Consider the following 18,012-nt stretch of genomic DNA (forward strand, 5'->3'; position numbering starts at 1 on the left):
TTACTCGAGCCCACGAATTGCATCAACTGCGGCGAGTTCTTCCGCATCTTTCTGGGCCATTTCTTGACGCTCTTCCGCGTCTAAGCGAGCTGCATCAATGTGACCAGCTTCAATTTCCCGCAACGCAACAACCGTTGCTTTCTCGTTATTTTTCCACGGCACCAAGGATTCTTTCCCTTGCATTGCCAGTTGACGAGCCCGGCGTGCTGCCACCAGCACTAAGTCAAAGCGGTTACCAATCCGCTCTACTGCTTCTTCTACGGTTACGCGAGCCATGTTTACTCCAATTAAATGTGCCAAATGGGCCAAGAATTATACGGATTTAGCCGTCATTCGCCAAGAGATCTTTAATTTTAGCGGCATGACGCACTTGCTGCAAGGGGACTCGCAGACGTTGCGCAAACACAATGTGCTCTAATTGCGTGAGGGTTTGCTCAAATTTGTCGTTCACCAGCAAGTAATCAAACTCATGGTAGTGAGACATTTCCGCCTGGGCTTTTTCCATTCGTGCTTGAATCACTTCTTCGCTATCTTGGCCTCGTTGACGCAAGCGTTCAACTAAGATCTCAAGGCTTGGCGGCACAATAAAGATCGATTGCACCTCAGGGTGCGCCGCACGAACCTGACGAGCACCCTGCCAATCAATATCTAAGAACACATCAATTCCTGACGCCAGCGTTTCTTCAATATAGGTTCTTGAGGTGCCGTAATAATTCCCAAAGACATGGGCCCACTCGTAAAACTCATTGTTGGCGATTTTCTCTTGAAACTGTGCTTCGGTTAGAAAATGATAATGCACACCATCAATTTCACCCGGACGCGGCGCCCGCGTCGTGCAAGACACTGAAACTTGCATACTTTCGTGCGAATGGCGCTCAAGTAAGGCTCGAATTAAACTCGATTTACCCGCCCCGCTGGGAGCAGCCAAAATAAATAAATTACCGGTCGCAATGGATGTTGTCATGAATTTTTACAGAGTTCAGCTTGCTAATAGCCGTAAAGCATAGCATGTTGAAGACTCAAATAACTAGAGTGGAGAATGGTGATGAGCACAGGCACGATCATTTTGTTGATTGTCATAGTTATCTTATTTTATGTCTTTATCATCTATAACAAGCTGGTACGACTGAAAAACCAATTTCAGAATGCTTTTGCGCAAATTGAAGTGCAACTGAAGCGTCGTTACGACTTAATTCCGAATTTGGTGGAAACAGCGAAAGCTTACTTAAGTCATGAGCGCGAAACCTTAGAAGCAGTCATTGCCGCGCGTAATCAAGCTGCCGCCGCATTACCACTAGCCGCGAGTGACCCCACCAACCCCCAAACCATGCAGCAGCTGAGCGGTGCAGAAGCAGCACTTGGGAGTGCGCTAGGCCGTCTTAATGTGGTGATGGAAGCCTATCCTGATTTGAAAGCCAATCAGAATATGATGCAACTGAGCGAAGAGTTAACCAGCACAGAAAACCGTGTGGCCTTTGCACGCCAAGCATATAACGATGCTGTCACCGCCTATAACACCTATCGCCAATCTTTCCCGCAGATCGTTATCGCCGGGGCAATCGGGCATGGGAGCCAAGCTAATCTGCTGGAATTTGCCGATAGTGCAGCAATTCAGGCGGCGCCCAAAGTACAGTTTTAGGCTTTAGACGGCCATGGTAAGGTTGGAGGGAGCGAGTGGTTAACTTTTTTGAACACCAACAACAAGCAAAGCGTAACACCACGCTATTAGTGGTGCTGTTCATCATCGCCTTTGCGTCGCTGATTGGCTTAACTGCTCTTATCACCGCTGCGCTATTGGGGGGCGTCGAGCTCCAACAAAACGATACCTATCAGCTGCATTGGCCGCCCATCGCACTCGCTGCACTGGTTGTTGCCGCTGGGATTTTGCTCACCATGCTGGTGAAATGGCTCCAGCTGCGGCCAGGTGGCCACGTTGTGGCTGAGCAGCTTGGCGGCGTGCCTATTGCGCCAGACACGCAAGACCCTCTGCAACGACGAGTGCTCAACGTGGTGGAAGAAATGGCCATCGCTGCCAATATGCCAGTGCCTACGGTCTATATATTACCCCATGAATCTAGCATTAACGCGTTTGCGGCAGGTTACGAAACCAAAGATGCCGTCATTGGCTTGACTCAGGGCGCCATCGAAACGTTTTCTCGTGAGCAGTTACAAGCGGTGGTGGCCCACGAGTTTAGTCATATTCTCAACGGTGACATGCGTCTTAATATCCGCTTAATTGCAGCCCTCGCGGGGATTTTGGTGATTGCACACGGCGGCCGAATTCTTATGTATTCGGGGAACAATCGCTCGCGCCACTCGCAGGGACAACAAAACTTATTACCGCTGCTGGGCATCGCATTAATGGTGATCGGCTTCATGGGAGTGCTATTCGGAAATCTCATCAAGGCGGCGGTGAGTCGGCAACGCGAGTACTTAGCCGATGCCGCGGCCGTGCAATTCACACGCAACCCCAACGCGCTCGGAGAAGCACTGCAACAAATTGGGGCGCGTCAGCAAGGCAGCCGTATCAAGCATAAAAATGCCGATGAGGCGGCCCATTTGTTCTTTGGCCAAGCATTGAGTTCGTGGCTCACCCTGACGGCAACCCATCCCCCGCTCGCCAAACGTATTAAGCGGGTGATGCCCCACTGGGATGGTCGTTACCCTGAGCCGCAACAAGCCATGGCACAACGGTTACAAACCTCGAAGCCAACGCCTTCGCCCGTGGATCGGTTCGCGCAGCTGGCCCTTCCGTTGGCATTATTGGAACAAATTCGCGCTGCGGATCAAGCGCCCAACGTGATCCAACAATTGCTGCAAGGGGGTGAGGCCATCCGTTCTCTAAATACGGAGCAACAACTGGCCCTGGTGGAGTTGGCCATGCCTGCTCTACGCCAACTATCGGAGGCCGAACGCCAAAACTTGCTTAATACACTGCAACAGCATGCCGATCAGCAAAATTTATTTCATTGGTGTTTATGCCAATTGGTGGCGCGCCAGCTGGATAGCAGCAAACGCTTTAACCAACTGTTGCAGCAAGCAGATCCTACACAAGTCACCTTAACGGCTTTGCAACAGGCCGAGCAACAGCAGCCAATTCAATTCGATCAACTCGAACGCGCCTTAAACACTTGCCAGCGCTGGTCACCGCAACAAAAGCAACAACTCGTCCAGCGCTGGTTCGAAGTGGTCAAGGCCGATCAACATATCTCAACCACAGAACGAACCCTGGTGGTGACCTTATGTGCGTGTATTGGTGCGCCCTTACCTACCGAGTTATAGAGGCTGCTTAATGATGCTGCTCCAACCACGGATACACGAGATCATGTAAGTTTTCATCGGGGATGGTCAGTAAAAAATGATGCCGGTCGGGCAACTTTTTCACCCTAACATTGCCCTGCTGGAGGGGCTGAAAATAATCATAGGGTGCAATCGGGTCGCGATCGCTAGCAATCATTAAAGTTGGAGTCTGAAACGTTGACAACAAGTGGTGAACATCAAGCTCCTTGGCATCAATGCCGCGCTTGCTCAAGGTATTACGAACCCCTTCCCGCACCGGCTCTTCCCCGACAATTTTACTCAGCCGGCGGTAACTCATTTTTGATACAGCAACCGCGGCGTCTTCAAACTCACGCATTGGCCCAAATAAGAGCACACCACTGATATCATCCCGTTGGCGCGCAGTATGAATCGCGGCAATGGCTCCCATAGAGTAGCCTGCAATATAAAGCGGGTGGGGCCGCTCTCGTGCTGGCATGGATTCAATTAAGGCTTGAATGACATCGACATCGTCAACCCCAAAGCCAGGCTCATCTTGAGTAGAGCCACCATGCCCCTTGAGATCAGGAATAATGACGTGGAAACCAAGGTAACGAAAATAGTTCGCCAGCAGCAGCAGCGATTCTTTGCTACCACCATAGCCGTGTAACAGAATCAGCGTGCCACGGCGGGCTTCGGGGACCTGTTCTCGATTTAAGGTGAAGTCATAGTTTAGGGTGATGTCATTGGCCACTACCTCGAATTTCTGCTCGTAGGGTTGGTCGTCAAGGTTTGCTGGCGCATAGATATAATCGGTACAACCATCTAAAAATGGCATACAAAACTGACGAATGCTCCCGCCAGCTTCAGCAACGTAGGTTTCAATTCCCCCATAGCTGACCCCGCTTCCTGGACGACTTGATAAAGCCTTTTCAACATAGGTGGCACAACCTGATAAACCAATCAGCAACAACCCTATCCCGAACACTTTTTTCATGCGTATTCCTATTTCCATACCCTGTCTCGCGATTTATCCACTGATAATACCATTTCTGTTTTAAACGCCCATAGCATTTACATTCCCTTCCGCTGGATTCCTCATCAGTCTCGATTATTTTGTATAAAACTGCCCAACCTGCGATAATTAGGGTTCGTTATTTGTGAATCGAATTGTGAAGGGCGACGAATCATGCCAAGTTTTGATATTGTTTCTGAAATCAACAAAGTAGAATTGCGCAACGCGGTAGAAAATGCCACCCGAGAGCTTGCCACTCGGTTTGATTTCCGTGGGGTTGAAGCAACCATTGAATTACAAGACTTAACGGTAACATTAACCTCTGAGTCCGATTTCCAAGTGCGCCAGCTGCAAGACATTTTCAATAATCACTGTGCCAAACGGAACATTAGCCTGGCCGGAATCGATATCCCCGATAACCCGACCCATAGCGGTAAAACCTATTCCTTAGCATTGACCTTTAAACAAGGCATTGATCAGCCGCTGGCCAAAGAAATCACGAAAAAAATTAAAGACAGCAAACTAAAAGTTCAGACCTCCATTCAAGGAGACAAAATTCGTGTCACCGGCAAGAAGCGAGATGATCTGCAAGAAACCATTGCTCTATTGCGTCAATCAGATATTGAGCTACCGTTACAATTTGAGAACTTCCGAGACTAACTCTACTGAGTAAGGATGAAATCGATGACAGCCCTCTGGCAACAACGCCGTTCAGACGCCTCCCTCCATCGCCCTGGAGACTTGCGGACACCGTGGCAACGTGACCGCGCACGAGTGCTTCACTCAGCGGCATTTCGTCGATTGCAATCCAAAACCCAAATCATGAACGTCGGCGAGAACGATTTTTATCGGACACGTCTCACCCACAGCTTAGAAGCAGCCCAAATTGGGGCATCCCTGATCAATCAATTGCAGCAAGTAAGCGCCACGTCTAAAACTGACTATCTGCCTGACTGGAACCTGATGGAAACTTTGTGTCTGGCACACGATATTGGGCATCCTCCATTTGGACACGGGGGCGAAGCTGCGTTGCACTACAAAATGCTTGAGTCGGGTGGCTTTGAAGGGAACGGGCAAACATTTCGTATTGTTGGCAAGCTCGAAGCCTACCATCCAGAACATGGCATGGACTTAACCCGTCGCACCTTGCTCGGTTTATTGAAGTATCCAGTGCTGATGCCACCACTGCCAGCACCTGCTGGCCCAAAACCCAGTGGTAGCTTGAATCAATGGAAGCCACCGAAAGCACTCTTTCACTGTGATGCGGACTTGTTAGATTGGGTGCTGGCCCCGCTGTCAGACAACGACCTCGCCCTATTTCAGTCGGTGGAATTGTTGCCCCAGGCTCCCGGACAAAAGTCCCTCTACAAATCATTGGATGCCTCGCTCATGGAGCTGGCCGACGATATTGCCTATGGTGTGCATGATCTGGAAGATGCCGTTGTCACGGGAACCTTAAGTGTGAGCCAATGGGAATCTCATTTTGAAACCGTGACTCCTGAATTACCGGTGAGCTTGGCCACACTGATTGAGGAATTGGGAGAGCAATTGTTTGCCCGTGAACACCATCGCCGTAAAGATGCGATTGGTGCTTTGGTCAATATTTTTGTCACCACAGTACGCCTTGAAGAAGTCTTGGCCGATGCCGACGAGCCGCTCATTCGCTACAACGCAACCTTACCTGAAGCGGAAACTTACTTACTGAAAAGCTTGAAAGATGTGGTATTTGAACACGTCATTAATGATCCTGCGATTCAGCAATTACGCTTCCGCAGCCAAAATATGTTGCTTGATTTGTTCAGTGCCTTACATACCGACCCGCTGCGTTTGCTGCCGCGCAATACCCAGCAGCGCTGGCGCAAAGCCATGGAAGAACAAGGCCAAATTGGTGCCGATCGGGTGTTATGTGATTACGTTGCAGGCATGACCGATGATTACGCCGAACGGATGTACCGCAACTTATTTGTGGTCTAGCCACACCAACAAGTCTGTCAGCGCAAGGGGTTCACAGAATAAATACCCTTGCAGGTAGTTGCAGCCATAGGATTGTAAATAATCCAATTCCGCTGGCGATTCTACTCCTTCGGCGATCACCGTAATATCAAGCTCAGCCGCAATGGCTAAAATGCCCCGCGTGATCGCGCCATTGCGAGGGTTTTGATGAATTTGATGCACAAACTCGCGATCTAGCTTCAACTTCTGAGCCGGAATCATGTTCAGGTAACTCAAGCTGGTAAAGCCGGTGCCAAAATCATCCAAGGCGATAGCAAGCCCCAGCTTGCGCAATTCATTCATCATCCGGATAGCGTGATTCGCATCACGTAATAACACGTTCTCGGTAATTTCAGCGGTTAATTCACCGGGTGCAATGCCATACTGCTCCACATACCCCGTCACCGTCTCAATAAAATCATCACGATAAAACTGCATGGGGGAGAAGTTAACGCTGATATGTGGCACACCCACCGCCCGTAGCTGCGGCATATCGCGACAAACTTGCTCCAATACCCAGGTGCCGATGGGCACAATCTGCCCGGTACGCTCTGCTAATGGAATAAAATCGTTGGGTGCCATCCAGCCCCGTTCAGGATGCAGCCAGCGCACCAAGGCTTCCACCGCCACAACCGTTTTATCGGGGCTAACAATGGGTTGATAAAACACTCGGAATTGATGTTTCTGTATGGCTTCTTGCAATTGCGAGCGCAGCATCAATTGGTGTTGCGAATCTGCTTCAAGATCGGGTGTAAACCATTGGTAGGTATTACTGCCACGACGTTTCGCCTCATACATGGCAACGTCTGCATACTGCACCAATTCCACCGGTTTATTCACCGCAATGGCGCTGCTGGCAATGCCCACTGCGGCCGATAAGCTAACCTCCGCATCCCCGTTACAGAAGGGGCGCTCAAACTGCTGCAAGATTGTTTGGGCTAACTGCACCACAGTTTCGTCATCTGTGGCCGTTTGAATGACCGCCACAAACTCATCGCCGCCAAAACGAGCCAGCATATCCGCAGCCGGAACAACCCGCCGAATTCGGGCAGCAGTTTCCACCAATACCTGGTCCCCCCACTCGTGCCCTAAACTATCGTTGACCGGCTTGAAACCATCGAGATCGATAAACAACACATAAATACGCTGGTCGGTATCTGCACTCATGGCCTGTTGTAAAAACCGTTCTAACGACGTGCGATTGGGCAGCCCCGTTAATACATCATGAGCTGCGTTATATGCTAATTCAGCTTCTCGTTCCACCCGCTCCGAAATATCATTATGAAGCCCCACAAAGTGAGTAATCACGCCGCTGCTATCACTTACTGGGGAAATAAATAACTCATTCCAAAATGCTTCACCCGTTTTCCGATAGTTGCGGATAACACAGCGAATTTCTCGCTGCTTTTCGAGCGCCAAGTAAATTTTATCAATGGTTTTCGGATCGGTTTCAGGTCCATGCAGCAAACGCATATTACGCCCCTCAACCTCGGCAAAGGTATAGCCGGTAATGGCAGTAAAGGCAGGGTTGGTATAAATGATGGGATAATCATCAGCCCGCGCATCACAAATCACAATCCCGTTGGTGCTGGCTTCCACACTCCGGTTTAATATTTGCAGCCGTTCTTCCACTTCACTTTGTTGGGTAATATCTTTGCTGATGCCATAAACACCCACAATTTCACCATCAATGATCATGGGAATATTGGTAATTTCGAGCCGTTTCATGGCCCCATGGCTATCGACAACTCTAACCGTATAATGTTGCGGCTCGCCTCGTTTTGCAGCGGCAAAATGTTGCCCAGCCCGTTCCTTATCATCTTCCATTAAGAACAATTCATAATGTTGGCCAGCAATTTCGGATAACGGCATATCGACCAGCTTAGCCGATGCATGGTTCGCACTAGTAATGGTGCCATCTAAATCCAGGGTAAACACTGCTTCAGGGTTTTGCTGAAATAGCGAGCGGGTTTGCTGTTCGCTCCAGAGTCGCTCATACCGTTCTTGATGCTGCGCAATGACCAATGAAACTAAATCGCAACTGCGTGTGATCAAGCGTTCTTCTTCGGAAGTGGGATCGCGGGATTGCACAGAATACAGCGCAAAGGTGGCCAGCAGGCGTCGATCAAACGGAGAAAATACTGGATATGACCAAGCGGCATTTAAGTTTAATTCTGTAATCAATTCGCGGTAATCATGAAAGCGTGGATCTTGCTGAGTGTCCGTGATAATGACCGGTTCGCGCAAGGCCGCAGCGGACCCGCAGGCCCCTTCTCCCACCGCTATAGGAATATTTTGCAGCGCATCGGTGTAATAAGTAGGCAAGGATTTGACCGCGATGGCATTCAGCGTTCGCCCTTGCGGATCGGCAATCAACACAGACGCATAACAACCAGGTATTTGTCGCTCAACTAAGGCACAAATATCGGCCAGTTTGGTGGCCAGTGGGTGGTTTTTCACCAACGAACTGAGCGTGTCGTATTCAGCGTCGATAAAGGCTTGTAAATACTCGGCTTGGTGTCGGGCTCGCTGCCAAAAGATTAGCGCTATCCCCAGTGCAAGAATCAGCACTGTCGCTAAACCCACGATGACTCCAACCGCGTATTCTGTCACGATACAATTCCATGATTGGTGACTATTTGTACAGATGGTCTACCAAACAATGTAAAATTGCAATACAAAAATTGTGGTTATATACCCTTGCTCATCATAATGTTAATGCTGTTAAAATGAACAATCCTTCGCAATTTCAAAACTGCGTAGCCGCTGCTCATGCTCAAAAGCATGACAGGTGAGCATGATTTCATCCACGCCGGTCGCCGCTACAAAGTCACGCAAATACTGATGCACTTGCTCAGCAGTTCCAGTCGCAGAATATTTTAACGCATGATTCGCCGCCGCTAAGGCGCCTGGATCAACTCGTTTTTCAATATCATCCACCGGTGCTGCCAAAGGGCCCGGATTGCCTTGCCGTAAGGCAATAAATTGTAGCAGCATCGAGCTTTTCAGGCGTTTTGCCGCTTGCTCTGTATCGGCTGCAAACACGTTCACCGCAGCGGTGACATAGGGTTTATCAAGATACTGTGACGGCTTAAAGTTATTTCGATAAGCCTCGATGGCAGCCTGCAAGTAATCTGGCGCAAAGTGTGATGCAAAGGCATACGGCAACCCCAAATGGGCGGCAAGTTGCGCGCCAAAAAGGCTCGAGCCAAGAATCCACACAGGCACCTTGCTGCCCATTCCAGGCACGGCTTTAATGCGCTGCCCCGGCTTAGGGTCATCCAAATAGCCGAGCAGCTCTTGCACATCGCTCGGGAACGTATCAGCACTGTCGTAGGTGCGGCGCAACGCGCGTAAGGTCGGCCCGTCAGTGCCCGGAGCTCGCCCCAGCCCTAAATCGACTCGATTGGGATGAAGAGCTGCAAGGGTGCCAAACTGTTCCGCAACGATCAATGGCGCATGGTTTGGCAGCATAATACCGCCTGCACCAATACGAATACTGTTGGTGTGGGCGCCAATATGAGCGAGTGCGACTGCGGTTGCGGCACTGGCAATGCCAGTCATATTATGGTGTTCTGCCATCCAAAATCGATGATAGCCCCAACGCTCTGCATGCTGCGCCAAATCGACGGAACGACGCAGTGACTCCCCGGCATCGCTCCCCTCATTAATGGGAGATAAATCCAGAATCGACAGTACTGCCACAAGCACTCCTTAAATTCTTCGGTTAATAACGCCTACAAGTATGCTAACAAACCTAGCTAAGAAAAGATAAAACTCAGGTTAATCAGGATCGGAGGAGCGGTAACGTACGTTGCCAATAAAACTACGAGCAACGGGGCCTAACACTTCCGCATCTCGAAAATTCAAATAGAAGTTACTCGAACGTGTCGCTCCTCGCTGTAATTGGATCGGTACCAGCATGCCGTATTGCAATAGCTCTGCGATGGAACGCTGGGGCAGCCAAGCGAAGCCCAAGTTTTTGCGGATCAGCTCAATGGAGGTGGCCAAGTGGGTGACCGTCCAACGTTGTTCGGAGCCTAGCCAACCGATATCTGTTTTACTCTCCACCCCCGAATCACGTAAGACGATTTGTCGATGATGCTTTAAATCTTCGGGCGTCACATTGGTTTTATGGGCTAGCGGATGCTCCGCACCACACACCGCAATAAACTCTAACTGACAAATATCTTCACTCAGCTCATTCGCTAAGGTAAAAGGAGACAGTGCGATGTCTGCCATGCCCTTATTCAATAACTCATTGGCACCGGTCAGGATGGTTTCGATCACTTCCATATGCACCAAGGGGAACTCGGCCGAAACAGCGACCAAGGATTGATACAGAATCTCTTTGGGAAAGGCTTCATCCACCGCAATGGTTAAACGGGATTCCACGCCTTGCTTAAGGTTCTGAGCGACATTCTCTAAGCGCTCAGTTTCGGCCAGCAAATAATTGATCCGCCGCAGCAATTGCTCACCGGCTGGAGTGATGGACGTTTTCCGCCCTTGCACCTCGATCAGCTTAACCCCCAACACGTCCTCGAGCTTGCTGACTGCGTGGTGTACTGTGGATTGACTTTTATGAACTTGATCGGCTGCTTGCTGAAAGCCACCAAAATCAGCAACTGCTTTAAACATCCGCCATTGCTCAATGGTTGAACGAGCCACCTTTGCTTCCTTTTTTTGAATAAAAACTGCTTCCCCAAGATCAATGCCATAAAAAAGGGAGCTTGTCGCTCCCTTTTTCATTCAACGCCTTGCGCTTATTTTAAGTCAAAGCGATCCAATCGCATGACTTTCACCCACGCATTCACAAAGTCTTGAACGAATTTCTCGTCAGAGTCGCTTTGTGCGTAGTACTCAGAAACCGCACGCAATTCAGAGTTCGAGCCGAAAATGAGGTCCACAGTGGTTGCTGTGTACTTCAATTCACCCGTGCTGCGATCGCGGCCTTCATAAATGCCTTCTTGGTCTTTTGATGGTGCCCACTGGGTTCCCATATCAAGCAAGTTCACAAAGAAGTCATTGGTCAATTGGCCAGGGCGGTCAGTGAAGACACCATGGGTCGCATCACCGTAGTTCGCGCCTAGCGCACGCATCCCACCAACCAACACGGTCATTTCTGGCACGGTCAAGGTGAGTAAGTCTGCACGCTCAACCAATTCTTTCGCAGGTGCCATACGAGCATCAGTGCTGTAGTAGTTACGGAACGCATCTGCTTTTGGCTCAAGCACCGCAAATGATGCTGCATCCGTCCACTCAGCGGTGGTGTCGTTACGACCTGGAGCAAATGGAACAGTGATTGAGTAACCGGCGTCTTTCGCTGCTTTCTCGATAGCTGCAGCACCACCTAAAACAATCACGTCCGCAAGAGATACTTTCTTGCCTTTCGCTAAGCTACGGTTAAAGTCTTGCTGAACTTTGGTAAGCGCAGCTAAGGCTTTTTGTAACTCTTGTGGGTTGTTCACTGCCCAATCTTTCTGAGGCGCTAACGCGACACGAGCACCGTTCGCACCACCACGCATGTCCGTACCACGGAAGCTTGCAGCAGATGCCCATGCAGTACGCACTAACTCAGCAACCGTTAAACCAGAATCCAAGATTTTTGCTTTCAACTTGGCAACTTCAGCGTCATTGATCAGCTCATAATCAATTTCTGGAATTGGGTCTTGCCAAATCAATGGTTCACCTGGCGTTAAATCAACCGCATAACGTGCACGTGGACCTAAGTCACGGTGGGTTAACTTAAACCAAGCTTTGGCAAACGCTTGTTCAAACTCTTCTGGGTTTGCACGGAAACGCTCAGCAATTTTCCGATATTCTGGATCGGTTTTTAAGGCGATGTCCGTGGTAAACATGATTGGAGCATGACGTTTTCCAGGGATATGCGCATCAGGAACTAAGTTGGCCGCTTGACCGTCAACTGGAATCCACTGAATCGCACCCGCTGGGCTACGTGTTTTTTCCCATTCAAAACCAAACAAGTTATCTAAAAACTGCATGGTCCACTGAGTTGGTGCCACTGACCAAGCACCTTCAAGGCCAGACGTAATGGTGTCTTCTGAGTGACCTTTACCACAGGTGTTTTTCCAACCTAAGCCTTGGTCTTCAACCGCTGCACCTGCTGGCGCTTCACCTAAACAGTCATTTGGATTATGTGCACCGTGTGCTTTACCAAACGTGTGACCACCCGCAATCAATGCCACAGTTTCTTCGTCATTCATGGCCATGCGAGCAAAGGTGTCACGAATATCGTGCGCCGCAAGAATTGGATCTGGGTTGCCGTTTGGACCTTCTGGGTTCACGTAAATCAAACCCATTTGTACCGCTGCAAGTGGACGCTCAAGCTCACGATCACCGCTGTAGCGCTCGTCTGCTAACCACTCTTGCTCAGGACCCCAATAGACGTTATCTGGTTCCCAATCATCCGCACGACCTGCTGCATAACCGTAAGTTTGGAAACCCATGGACTCCAAAGCAACGTTTCCAGTTAAAGTCATTAAGTCACCCCAAGACAAGCTTGAGCCGTACTTTTGCTTAATTGGCCATAACAAACGGCGCGCCTTATCTAGGCTGACGTTATCCGGCCAGCTGTTAAGCGGTTCGAAACGTTGTTGACCACCATCAGCACCACCACGACCATCGTGAATCCGATAGGTACCTGCACCGTGCCAAGCCATCCGAATAAAGAATGGACCATAGTGACCGTAGTCCGCTGGCCACCAGTCTTGTGAACTGGTCATTAACGCTTCGATGTCTTTTTTGACAGCGTCGAAGTCAACTTGCTTGACCGCTTCAGCATAATCGAAGTCACCCATTGGGTTGGACTTAGGGTCATGATCGCGCAATTGGGATAAATCAAGACGATCTGGCCACCAAAATGCTGGCGTCGTATTATCCATAGTTGCTGCCGCAGCGCTGGACGCTATTGCAGCTGCCGTTGCAAGTGCTACCACAGACAACGAAACTGATTTTTTAAGCATAAGTATTCCCTCCATAGGAAACCGTGATGGTCGATTTGACAATAGTAGGAATACCCGATTTTGCTCAACAAGAGGTAACTCATAAATCCGATTAGCTCAATCGAACCTATTGAATTAAGGAGAATTTCTCAATTGCTGCCCATACTTAAGATATGTCAAGAGGGCTTCGCGGTCGGCGGGGTTCGGCAGCCCCATATAGGGCATGCACATATCTGGGATCATTTGTTGTGGCGTTTCTATCCATTGTGCGAGGGTTGCTTCGTCCCACACAATGTGGGTGTAATCATTCAAGTACTCTGGAAATTGATACCCTTCCACCTGCCCCAGCGGCCGATCAATTAAGTTGGCCAAATGGGGGCCAAAAAACTGACTCTTGCTGGTATCTAGGCTATGACATGCCGCACATCGGTATTTGAAAACTTTCGCACCTCGTTCGATTAATTCAGGATCATGAACAATAGTGGACGGCGCACTTGCTGATGGCGCAACATCTGCTGAAGACGTTGTCACGGCTTGGCATCCAGCCAGTGCTACAACAGTCAACAACAGGATCAGGAATCGATTTAGGGACATAACAATTCTCTATTTGGGACAACAAAATCTCGACCATTATATCGAATCATTCGCATTTCCTCGATGAATCTCCTAGATTAAACGAGAACGTGCAACGTACAATGGGCTCAATTTTCATTTCATCGACGAGGGTCTCATGCCATTACATGTTGTTCAACACCCCTTTGTCCAGCATAAACTCGGGCTAATGCGCGAAGCGGCTATTTCGACAAAATCATTTCGTGAATTAACCAATGAGATGGGGACTTTTCTGACCTATGAAGCCACCAAAGACTTCCCATTAGAAACTCACACCATGGCAAACTGGAGTGGCTATTTAATTGAAACAAAAAGGATTAAAGGAAAGAAAGTCACCTTGGTTCCGATTCTACGAGCTGGGTTAGGCATGCTCTCAGGCGTGTCCGAGATGATTCCGAATGCGAAAATTAGCATGGTCGGGCTGTATCGAGATGAAACCACGTTACAGCCCGTCACTTATTTTGAACGACTGGTTCATGATATTGAGCAGCGAACGGCATTGGTGCTTGACCCCATGCTTGCCACCGGCGGCTCGGTGATTGCCACCATTGAGTTGCTCAAACGTCACCGCTGCCCGGATATTCGTATTTTATCGATCGTTGCTGCGCCTGAGGGCATCGACAATGTTTTTGATGCCCATCCCGACGTTAATATTTATGTCGCTGCAGTGGATTCGCATTTAGACGAACATGGCTATATTGTGCCCGGCTTAGGCGATGCGGGCGACAAGATTTTTGGCACCCGCTAACCTGCTTCAGCTCAATTTGATTGGGGTAACAATGGCGCCAGTACTGCGCCATCCCCATCAATGTCACTCATTAACTCAAGCCCCAATAACTCTGCTACGAATGGGTAAATATGGATATTGCTAAAGCGCGCTAAGCGGACCTCCGTGCGAATACCGTCCCCTGCGGCAATAAAAATGCCGTCCATTTCACGACTTGAATGATAGCCATGGGTGCCGCCATCACGGCGTTTCTCTGGAGGCAGTTGGGTGAAGGTAACCGGTGCTTGAGTTCCCAGAACAATCGCCGCTTGGCGCGGACCTGGCGTGACGCCAAGCTGCGCCAGTTGGGCTGGCGACTCAATGTAATAGCGCTGCTGAGCTTGTTGCTGTAATCGCTCGCGCAAGGCCTGCACTTGGGCTTCGGTGGTTTCTGGTTTGGTATAAATCAATAAGCGAGTTTGCGCGTTGATCACCTCAAACTGCTCCGCTGGAATGGTTAGTTCCTGCACATCAATCATGGCGTCGGCAGTAATGGTTGACATGCCATGGTCGGAAACCAGGAGTAAGGTTACAGGTACCTCAACCTCATGCTGAATGGCATGCCACAGCTGACCAATCAACTCATCCACATGAGTAATGGCCTTGTTAACTTGCACCGATTCAGGGCCAAACCGGTGTCCCATGGTATCGACCACTGAAAAATAGCCGATCACTAAACGCGGCCGCACCGCCTCTGGCAATTTCAACCAGTCGATCATTTGCTGCACCCGCTGACGATTCGGTGCTGGTGTGCTGTAGTTGTAATAATAGGTTGGAGTTCGGCCATTAATGCGAGCTTCGGACTCAGGCCAGAAGAACGTTGCCGCTCGTACGCCTTGAAACTCCGCAAGGTTCCACAACGGCACTGTGGTCAACCAAGTGCTGTCTTTCACGCCATCCCCCATGCGGTAATGCTGCTGGCGTTCAGTATCATAGAAGTGGTTATCCACAATCCCATGTTTGGCAGGGTATTGACCGGTGACTATCGACAGGTGATTCGGAAACGTCTTGGCGGGATAAACTGGCATGAGCCCATCTGCGCGCACCCCTTGGGCGGCAATTGCAGCAATATTTGGGGCGTCATGTAATTCCAGATAGTCATGCCGAAACCCATCAATAGAAATTAACACGACCGTATTTTCTTGCGCTTCGTGCGCCACACTGACACTGGCTGTCCACAAGCTTCCGCCAAGCATTGTAGCAAGCAGTGTGACCCATACAGTGAATCGCTTCATGGCATCCTCTCGATAACGTTCTAATAGACCCAAAAACAAGAGCTTACCACGGCTTAATGACAATTTGGTGATGACCGCTAAGGCGTTGAAATGAATGCGCTCCCCGCAGGGAGCGCAACTGGTTTATTGGGCCAGTGTTGTCTGAATATATTCGTCGACAAATTGTTCGAGAATATTTAACGGCACTGGACCATTTGCTAACACCACATCATGGAACTGGCGAATATCAAATTGATCGCCCAGCTCCTGCTTGGCTTTTTCGCGCAACTCTAAGATTTTGAGCATGCCAATTTTATACGCGGTTGCTTGGCTAGGCATCACAATATGACGCTCCACCATTTTACGCGCATCCGCTTCAGCGTTCGGTGTATTCTGCACATAGAAGTCGATACTTTCTTCACGCGTCCATTGCTTCGCGTGAATACCAGTATCCACCACTAACCGTACTGCTCGCCAAAGCTCCATCGCAAGGCGACCAAAGTCAGAATAGGGGTCTTGGTAAAACCCAATTTCTTTGGGCAATAACTCAGTATACAGCCCCCAACCTTCGGTATAGGCGGTATAACGGCCGAACTTACGGAAGGATGGAATGCCTTCCAGCTCTTGTTGAATGGCTAACTGCATGTGGTGCCCTGGAATTCCTTCATGATACGCCAAGGCTTCCATCTGGTAGCTTGGCATGGACGCCATGTCATACAAGTTCGCGTAGTACACACCTGGGCGGCTGCCATCCATCGAAGGTGGCTGATAGAAAGCTTTCCCCGCAGATTTTTCACGGAATGGCTCCACCGCTTTGACAATCATGTCTGCTTTAGGCTTGGTGATAAATAATTCATCGAGACGCCCGCGCATCACATCAATGAATGCCGTTGCGTCAGCAATGTATTGCTCACGACCTTCAGCGGTATCAGGATAGATAAAGTCTTCGTTATCGCGCATGTGCTCGAAGAAGTCTTGCAAGGTGCCTTCAAAGCCAACCTGCTGCATAATGCCGCGCATTTCGTCATGGATACGGGCAACTTCTTGGAGGCCAATTTCATGAATTTCAGCGGCAGTTAATTCTGTCGTGGTGGTGCGTTTCAAGGCATTGTTATAAAACGCTTCGCCCGCTGGTAGTTTCCACACGCCATCTCGTGTATCGGCTTGTTGCTCAAGTTCTTGCACGGTAGCAATCAAACTTTCATAGGCGGGCTTCACCGCGTGCAGCAATGCTGTTTGCGCCGCGTTCAGGAGCTGATCGTGCTGCTCTTGGTCAATGTCCAAGTGACCAACTTTTTTGCTAAAGTCAGTCAATAAAACACTCGGCTCACCGTCATCAAACGGGGCTCCCGAAATAATGTTTTTACTGTCGCTGATCACGTACGGATAGACGAATTTGGGCGCCATAATGCCTTTTTCCGCACGAATCTTTAGGTTTTCAGATAATTGTTCAAACAGGGTAGGCAAGCCGTTTAAACGAGCAATATAAGCTTCTGCATCGGCAACATCGGTAATACGATGCTGGTTAATCAGCATCGAAGCGACACTGGAATGCATCCCAAACATCTGATTCACGGGGTAGTTGTAATGCCGCCACTGATAGTCTTCAATCTCATTTTCTAAGCGTTGCTTCATCAGCAACCAGCTCACGTAGGTTTGTCGATCTAATTTATCTGCATCGATTGCCATGACTTGCGCTAAGTTTTCTTTGGCAATGGCGAACTCTTCCGCGGCTTTTTCGTCAGAAATATCATCCCACTTATCTTGGTTATCCTTGATTCCCAAATAGGACTGATACATGGGGCTGCGCATGACGCCATCCATGAAAATCTTTTCAAAGAGTTGATTCGCTCGCTGTGACTCCGCTTGAATCTCTGCCGCTGTCACCACGGCTGTTTCAGCAGCTGTCGTTGAGACAGACCCTGTGCTTTGCGGGGCTTCCGAGCACGCAGTTGTCAGTAGCAATAACGAGACCGCTACGGCCACTGGTTTATATGCAAACATGGATTTCTCTCCTGGTGAGTTGTTCGTTTATTATTGGTTATGATGAAGACACCACAATCACGGTTGACATAAAAACAACTTGCAGTGCTTCAATGACTTCTTTGGCGATTTTGCCTAAGGTTTCACCCTTGGCGATTTTATCAATTCGCTTCTGTAACAAGGTACTACAATTTATCCGATTAATCCCTC

16 protein-coding genes are annotated in these 18,012 nt (G+C 49.4%); 5 read left to right on the forward strand and 11 right to left on the reverse strand.

Translation table 11 applies throughout. From position 1 onward, the window contains the following. Together rpoZ and gmk are read right to left on the reverse strand one after the other, a co-directional pair. Window positions 1-276, reverse strand: coding sequence for a DNA-directed RNA polymerase subunit omega (rpoZ, locus tag BLP64_RS08160; RefSeq protein ID WP_092593555.1), 276 nt, complete (start codon window positions 274-276; stop codon window positions 1-3). A gap of 46 nt (window positions 277-322) precedes the next feature. Then, window positions 323-964 carry a guanylate kinase gene (gmk, locus tag BLP64_RS08165; RefSeq protein ID WP_092593557.1) on the reverse strand — a complete coding sequence of 214 codons (642 nt, stop codon included), beginning with the start codon at window positions 962-964 and terminating at the stop codon, window positions 323-325. Window positions 965-1,045: 81 nt separating this feature from the next. On the opposite strand from gmk, the gene BLP64_RS08170 reads away from it, so the two are divergent. Together BLP64_RS08170 and BLP64_RS08175 are read left to right on the forward strand one after the other, a co-directional pair. Continuing rightward, a complete protein-coding gene (locus BLP64_RS08170) occupies window positions 1,046-1,639 on the forward strand; it encodes a LemA family protein (RefSeq protein ID WP_092593559.1) in 594 nt (197 codons plus the stop codon). 35 nt (window positions 1,640-1,674) lie between these two features. Beyond that, the gene (locus BLP64_RS08175; protein ID WP_092593561.1) at window positions 1,675-3,282 is read left to right on the forward strand and encodes a M48 family metallopeptidase; all 1,608 of its coding nucleotides are present in this window, start codon (window positions 1,675-1,677) and stop codon (window positions 3,280-3,282) included. A 7-nt stretch (window positions 3,283-3,289) separates the two neighbouring features. Here BLP64_RS08175 and BLP64_RS08180 read toward each other — a convergent pair whose 3' ends face one another. Then, the gene (locus tag BLP64_RS08180; protein ID WP_176754952.1) at window positions 3,290-4,255 is read right to left on the reverse strand and encodes an alpha/beta hydrolase; all 966 of its coding nucleotides are present in this window, start codon (window positions 4,253-4,255) and stop codon (window positions 3,290-3,292) included. A gap of 192 nt (window positions 4,256-4,447) precedes the next feature. On the opposite strand from BLP64_RS08180, the gene BLP64_RS08185 reads away from it, so the two are divergent. Both BLP64_RS08185 and BLP64_RS08190 read left to right on the forward strand, forming a co-directional pair. Then, window positions 4,448-4,933 (forward strand): YajQ family cyclic di-GMP-binding protein, encoded by a 486-nt coding sequence (locus BLP64_RS08185; protein ID WP_092593565.1) that lies wholly within the window; start codon window positions 4,448-4,450, stop codon window positions 4,931-4,933. 24 nt (window positions 4,934-4,957) lie between these two features. Continuing rightward, a complete protein-coding gene (locus BLP64_RS08190) occupies window positions 4,958-6,247 on the forward strand; it encodes an anti-phage deoxyguanosine triphosphatase (protein WP_092593567.1) in 1,290 nt (429 codons plus the stop codon). On the opposite strand, the gene BLP64_RS08195 is transcribed toward BLP64_RS08190, so the two are convergent. The 5 genes from BLP64_RS08195 to BLP64_RS08215 all read right to left on the reverse strand — a co-directional run bounded on the left by BLP64_RS08195 (window position 6,233) and on the right by BLP64_RS08215 (window position 13,821). Then, on the reverse strand, window positions 6,233-8,878 hold the full coding sequence (locus BLP64_RS08195) for an EAL domain-containing protein (RefSeq protein WP_199286056.1): 2,646 nt from the start codon (window positions 8,876-8,878) through the stop codon (window positions 6,233-6,235). The genes BLP64_RS08190 and BLP64_RS08195 overlap by 15 nt on opposite strands. Window positions 8,879-8,989: 111 nt before the next feature. After that, window positions 8,990-9,970 carry an LLM class flavin-dependent oxidoreductase gene (locus BLP64_RS08200; protein ID WP_092593569.1) on the reverse strand — a complete coding sequence of 327 codons (981 nt, stop codon included), beginning with the start codon at window positions 9,968-9,970 and terminating at the stop codon, window positions 8,990-8,992. Window positions 9,971-10,048: 78 nt separating this feature from the next. Next, entirely contained in the window at window positions 10,049-10,933 is an 885-nt protein-coding gene (locus BLP64_RS08205; protein WP_092593602.1) for a LysR family transcriptional regulator, read from the reverse strand. A 95-nt stretch (window positions 10,934-11,028) separates the two neighbouring features. Continuing rightward, on the reverse strand, window positions 11,029-13,248 hold the full coding sequence (gene katG, locus BLP64_RS08210; RefSeq protein ID WP_092593571.1) for a catalase/peroxidase HPI: 2,220 nt from the start codon (window positions 13,246-13,248) through the stop codon (window positions 11,029-11,031). Between the two features lie 114 nt (window positions 13,249-13,362). Then, window positions 13,363-13,821 carry a c-type cytochrome gene (locus tag BLP64_RS08215; RefSeq protein WP_092593573.1) on the reverse strand — a complete coding sequence of 153 codons (459 nt, stop codon included), beginning with the start codon at window positions 13,819-13,821 and terminating at the stop codon, window positions 13,363-13,365. Window positions 13,822-13,957: 136 nt separating this feature from the next. Between BLP64_RS08215 and upp the strand changes: the two genes are divergently transcribed. Then, a complete protein-coding gene (gene upp, locus BLP64_RS08220) occupies window positions 13,958-14,587 on the forward strand; it encodes a uracil phosphoribosyltransferase (RefSeq protein WP_092593575.1) in 630 nt (209 codons plus the stop codon). A gap of 11 nt (window positions 14,588-14,598) precedes the next feature. Here upp and BLP64_RS08225 read toward each other — a convergent pair whose 3' ends face one another. The 3 genes from BLP64_RS08225 to BLP64_RS10965 form a co-directional block, all read right to left on the reverse strand. Then, complete coding sequence (locus BLP64_RS08225) at window positions 14,599-15,840, reverse strand: alkaline phosphatase family protein (RefSeq protein WP_233340134.1); 1,242 nt, start codon at window positions 15,838-15,840, stop codon at window positions 14,599-14,601. A 123-nt stretch (window positions 15,841-15,963) separates the two neighbouring features. Beyond that, window positions 15,964-17,823, reverse strand: a complete 1,860-nt coding sequence (locus BLP64_RS08230) for a DUF885 domain-containing protein (protein ID WP_092593579.1) — start codon at window positions 17,821-17,823, stop codon at window positions 15,964-15,966. A gap of 37 nt (window positions 17,824-17,860) precedes the next feature. Continuing rightward, on the reverse strand, window positions 17,861-17,983 hold the full coding sequence (locus tag BLP64_RS10965) for a hypothetical protein (protein ID WP_267888210.1): 123 nt from the start codon (window positions 17,981-17,983) through the stop codon (window positions 17,861-17,863). Between the last annotated feature and the right edge of the window lie 29 nt (window positions 17,984-18,012).

The organism is Pseudidiomarina indica (assembly GCF_900104245.1).
GTDB lineage: Bacteria > Pseudomonadota > Gammaproteobacteria > Enterobacterales > Alteromonadaceae > Pseudidiomarina > Pseudidiomarina indica.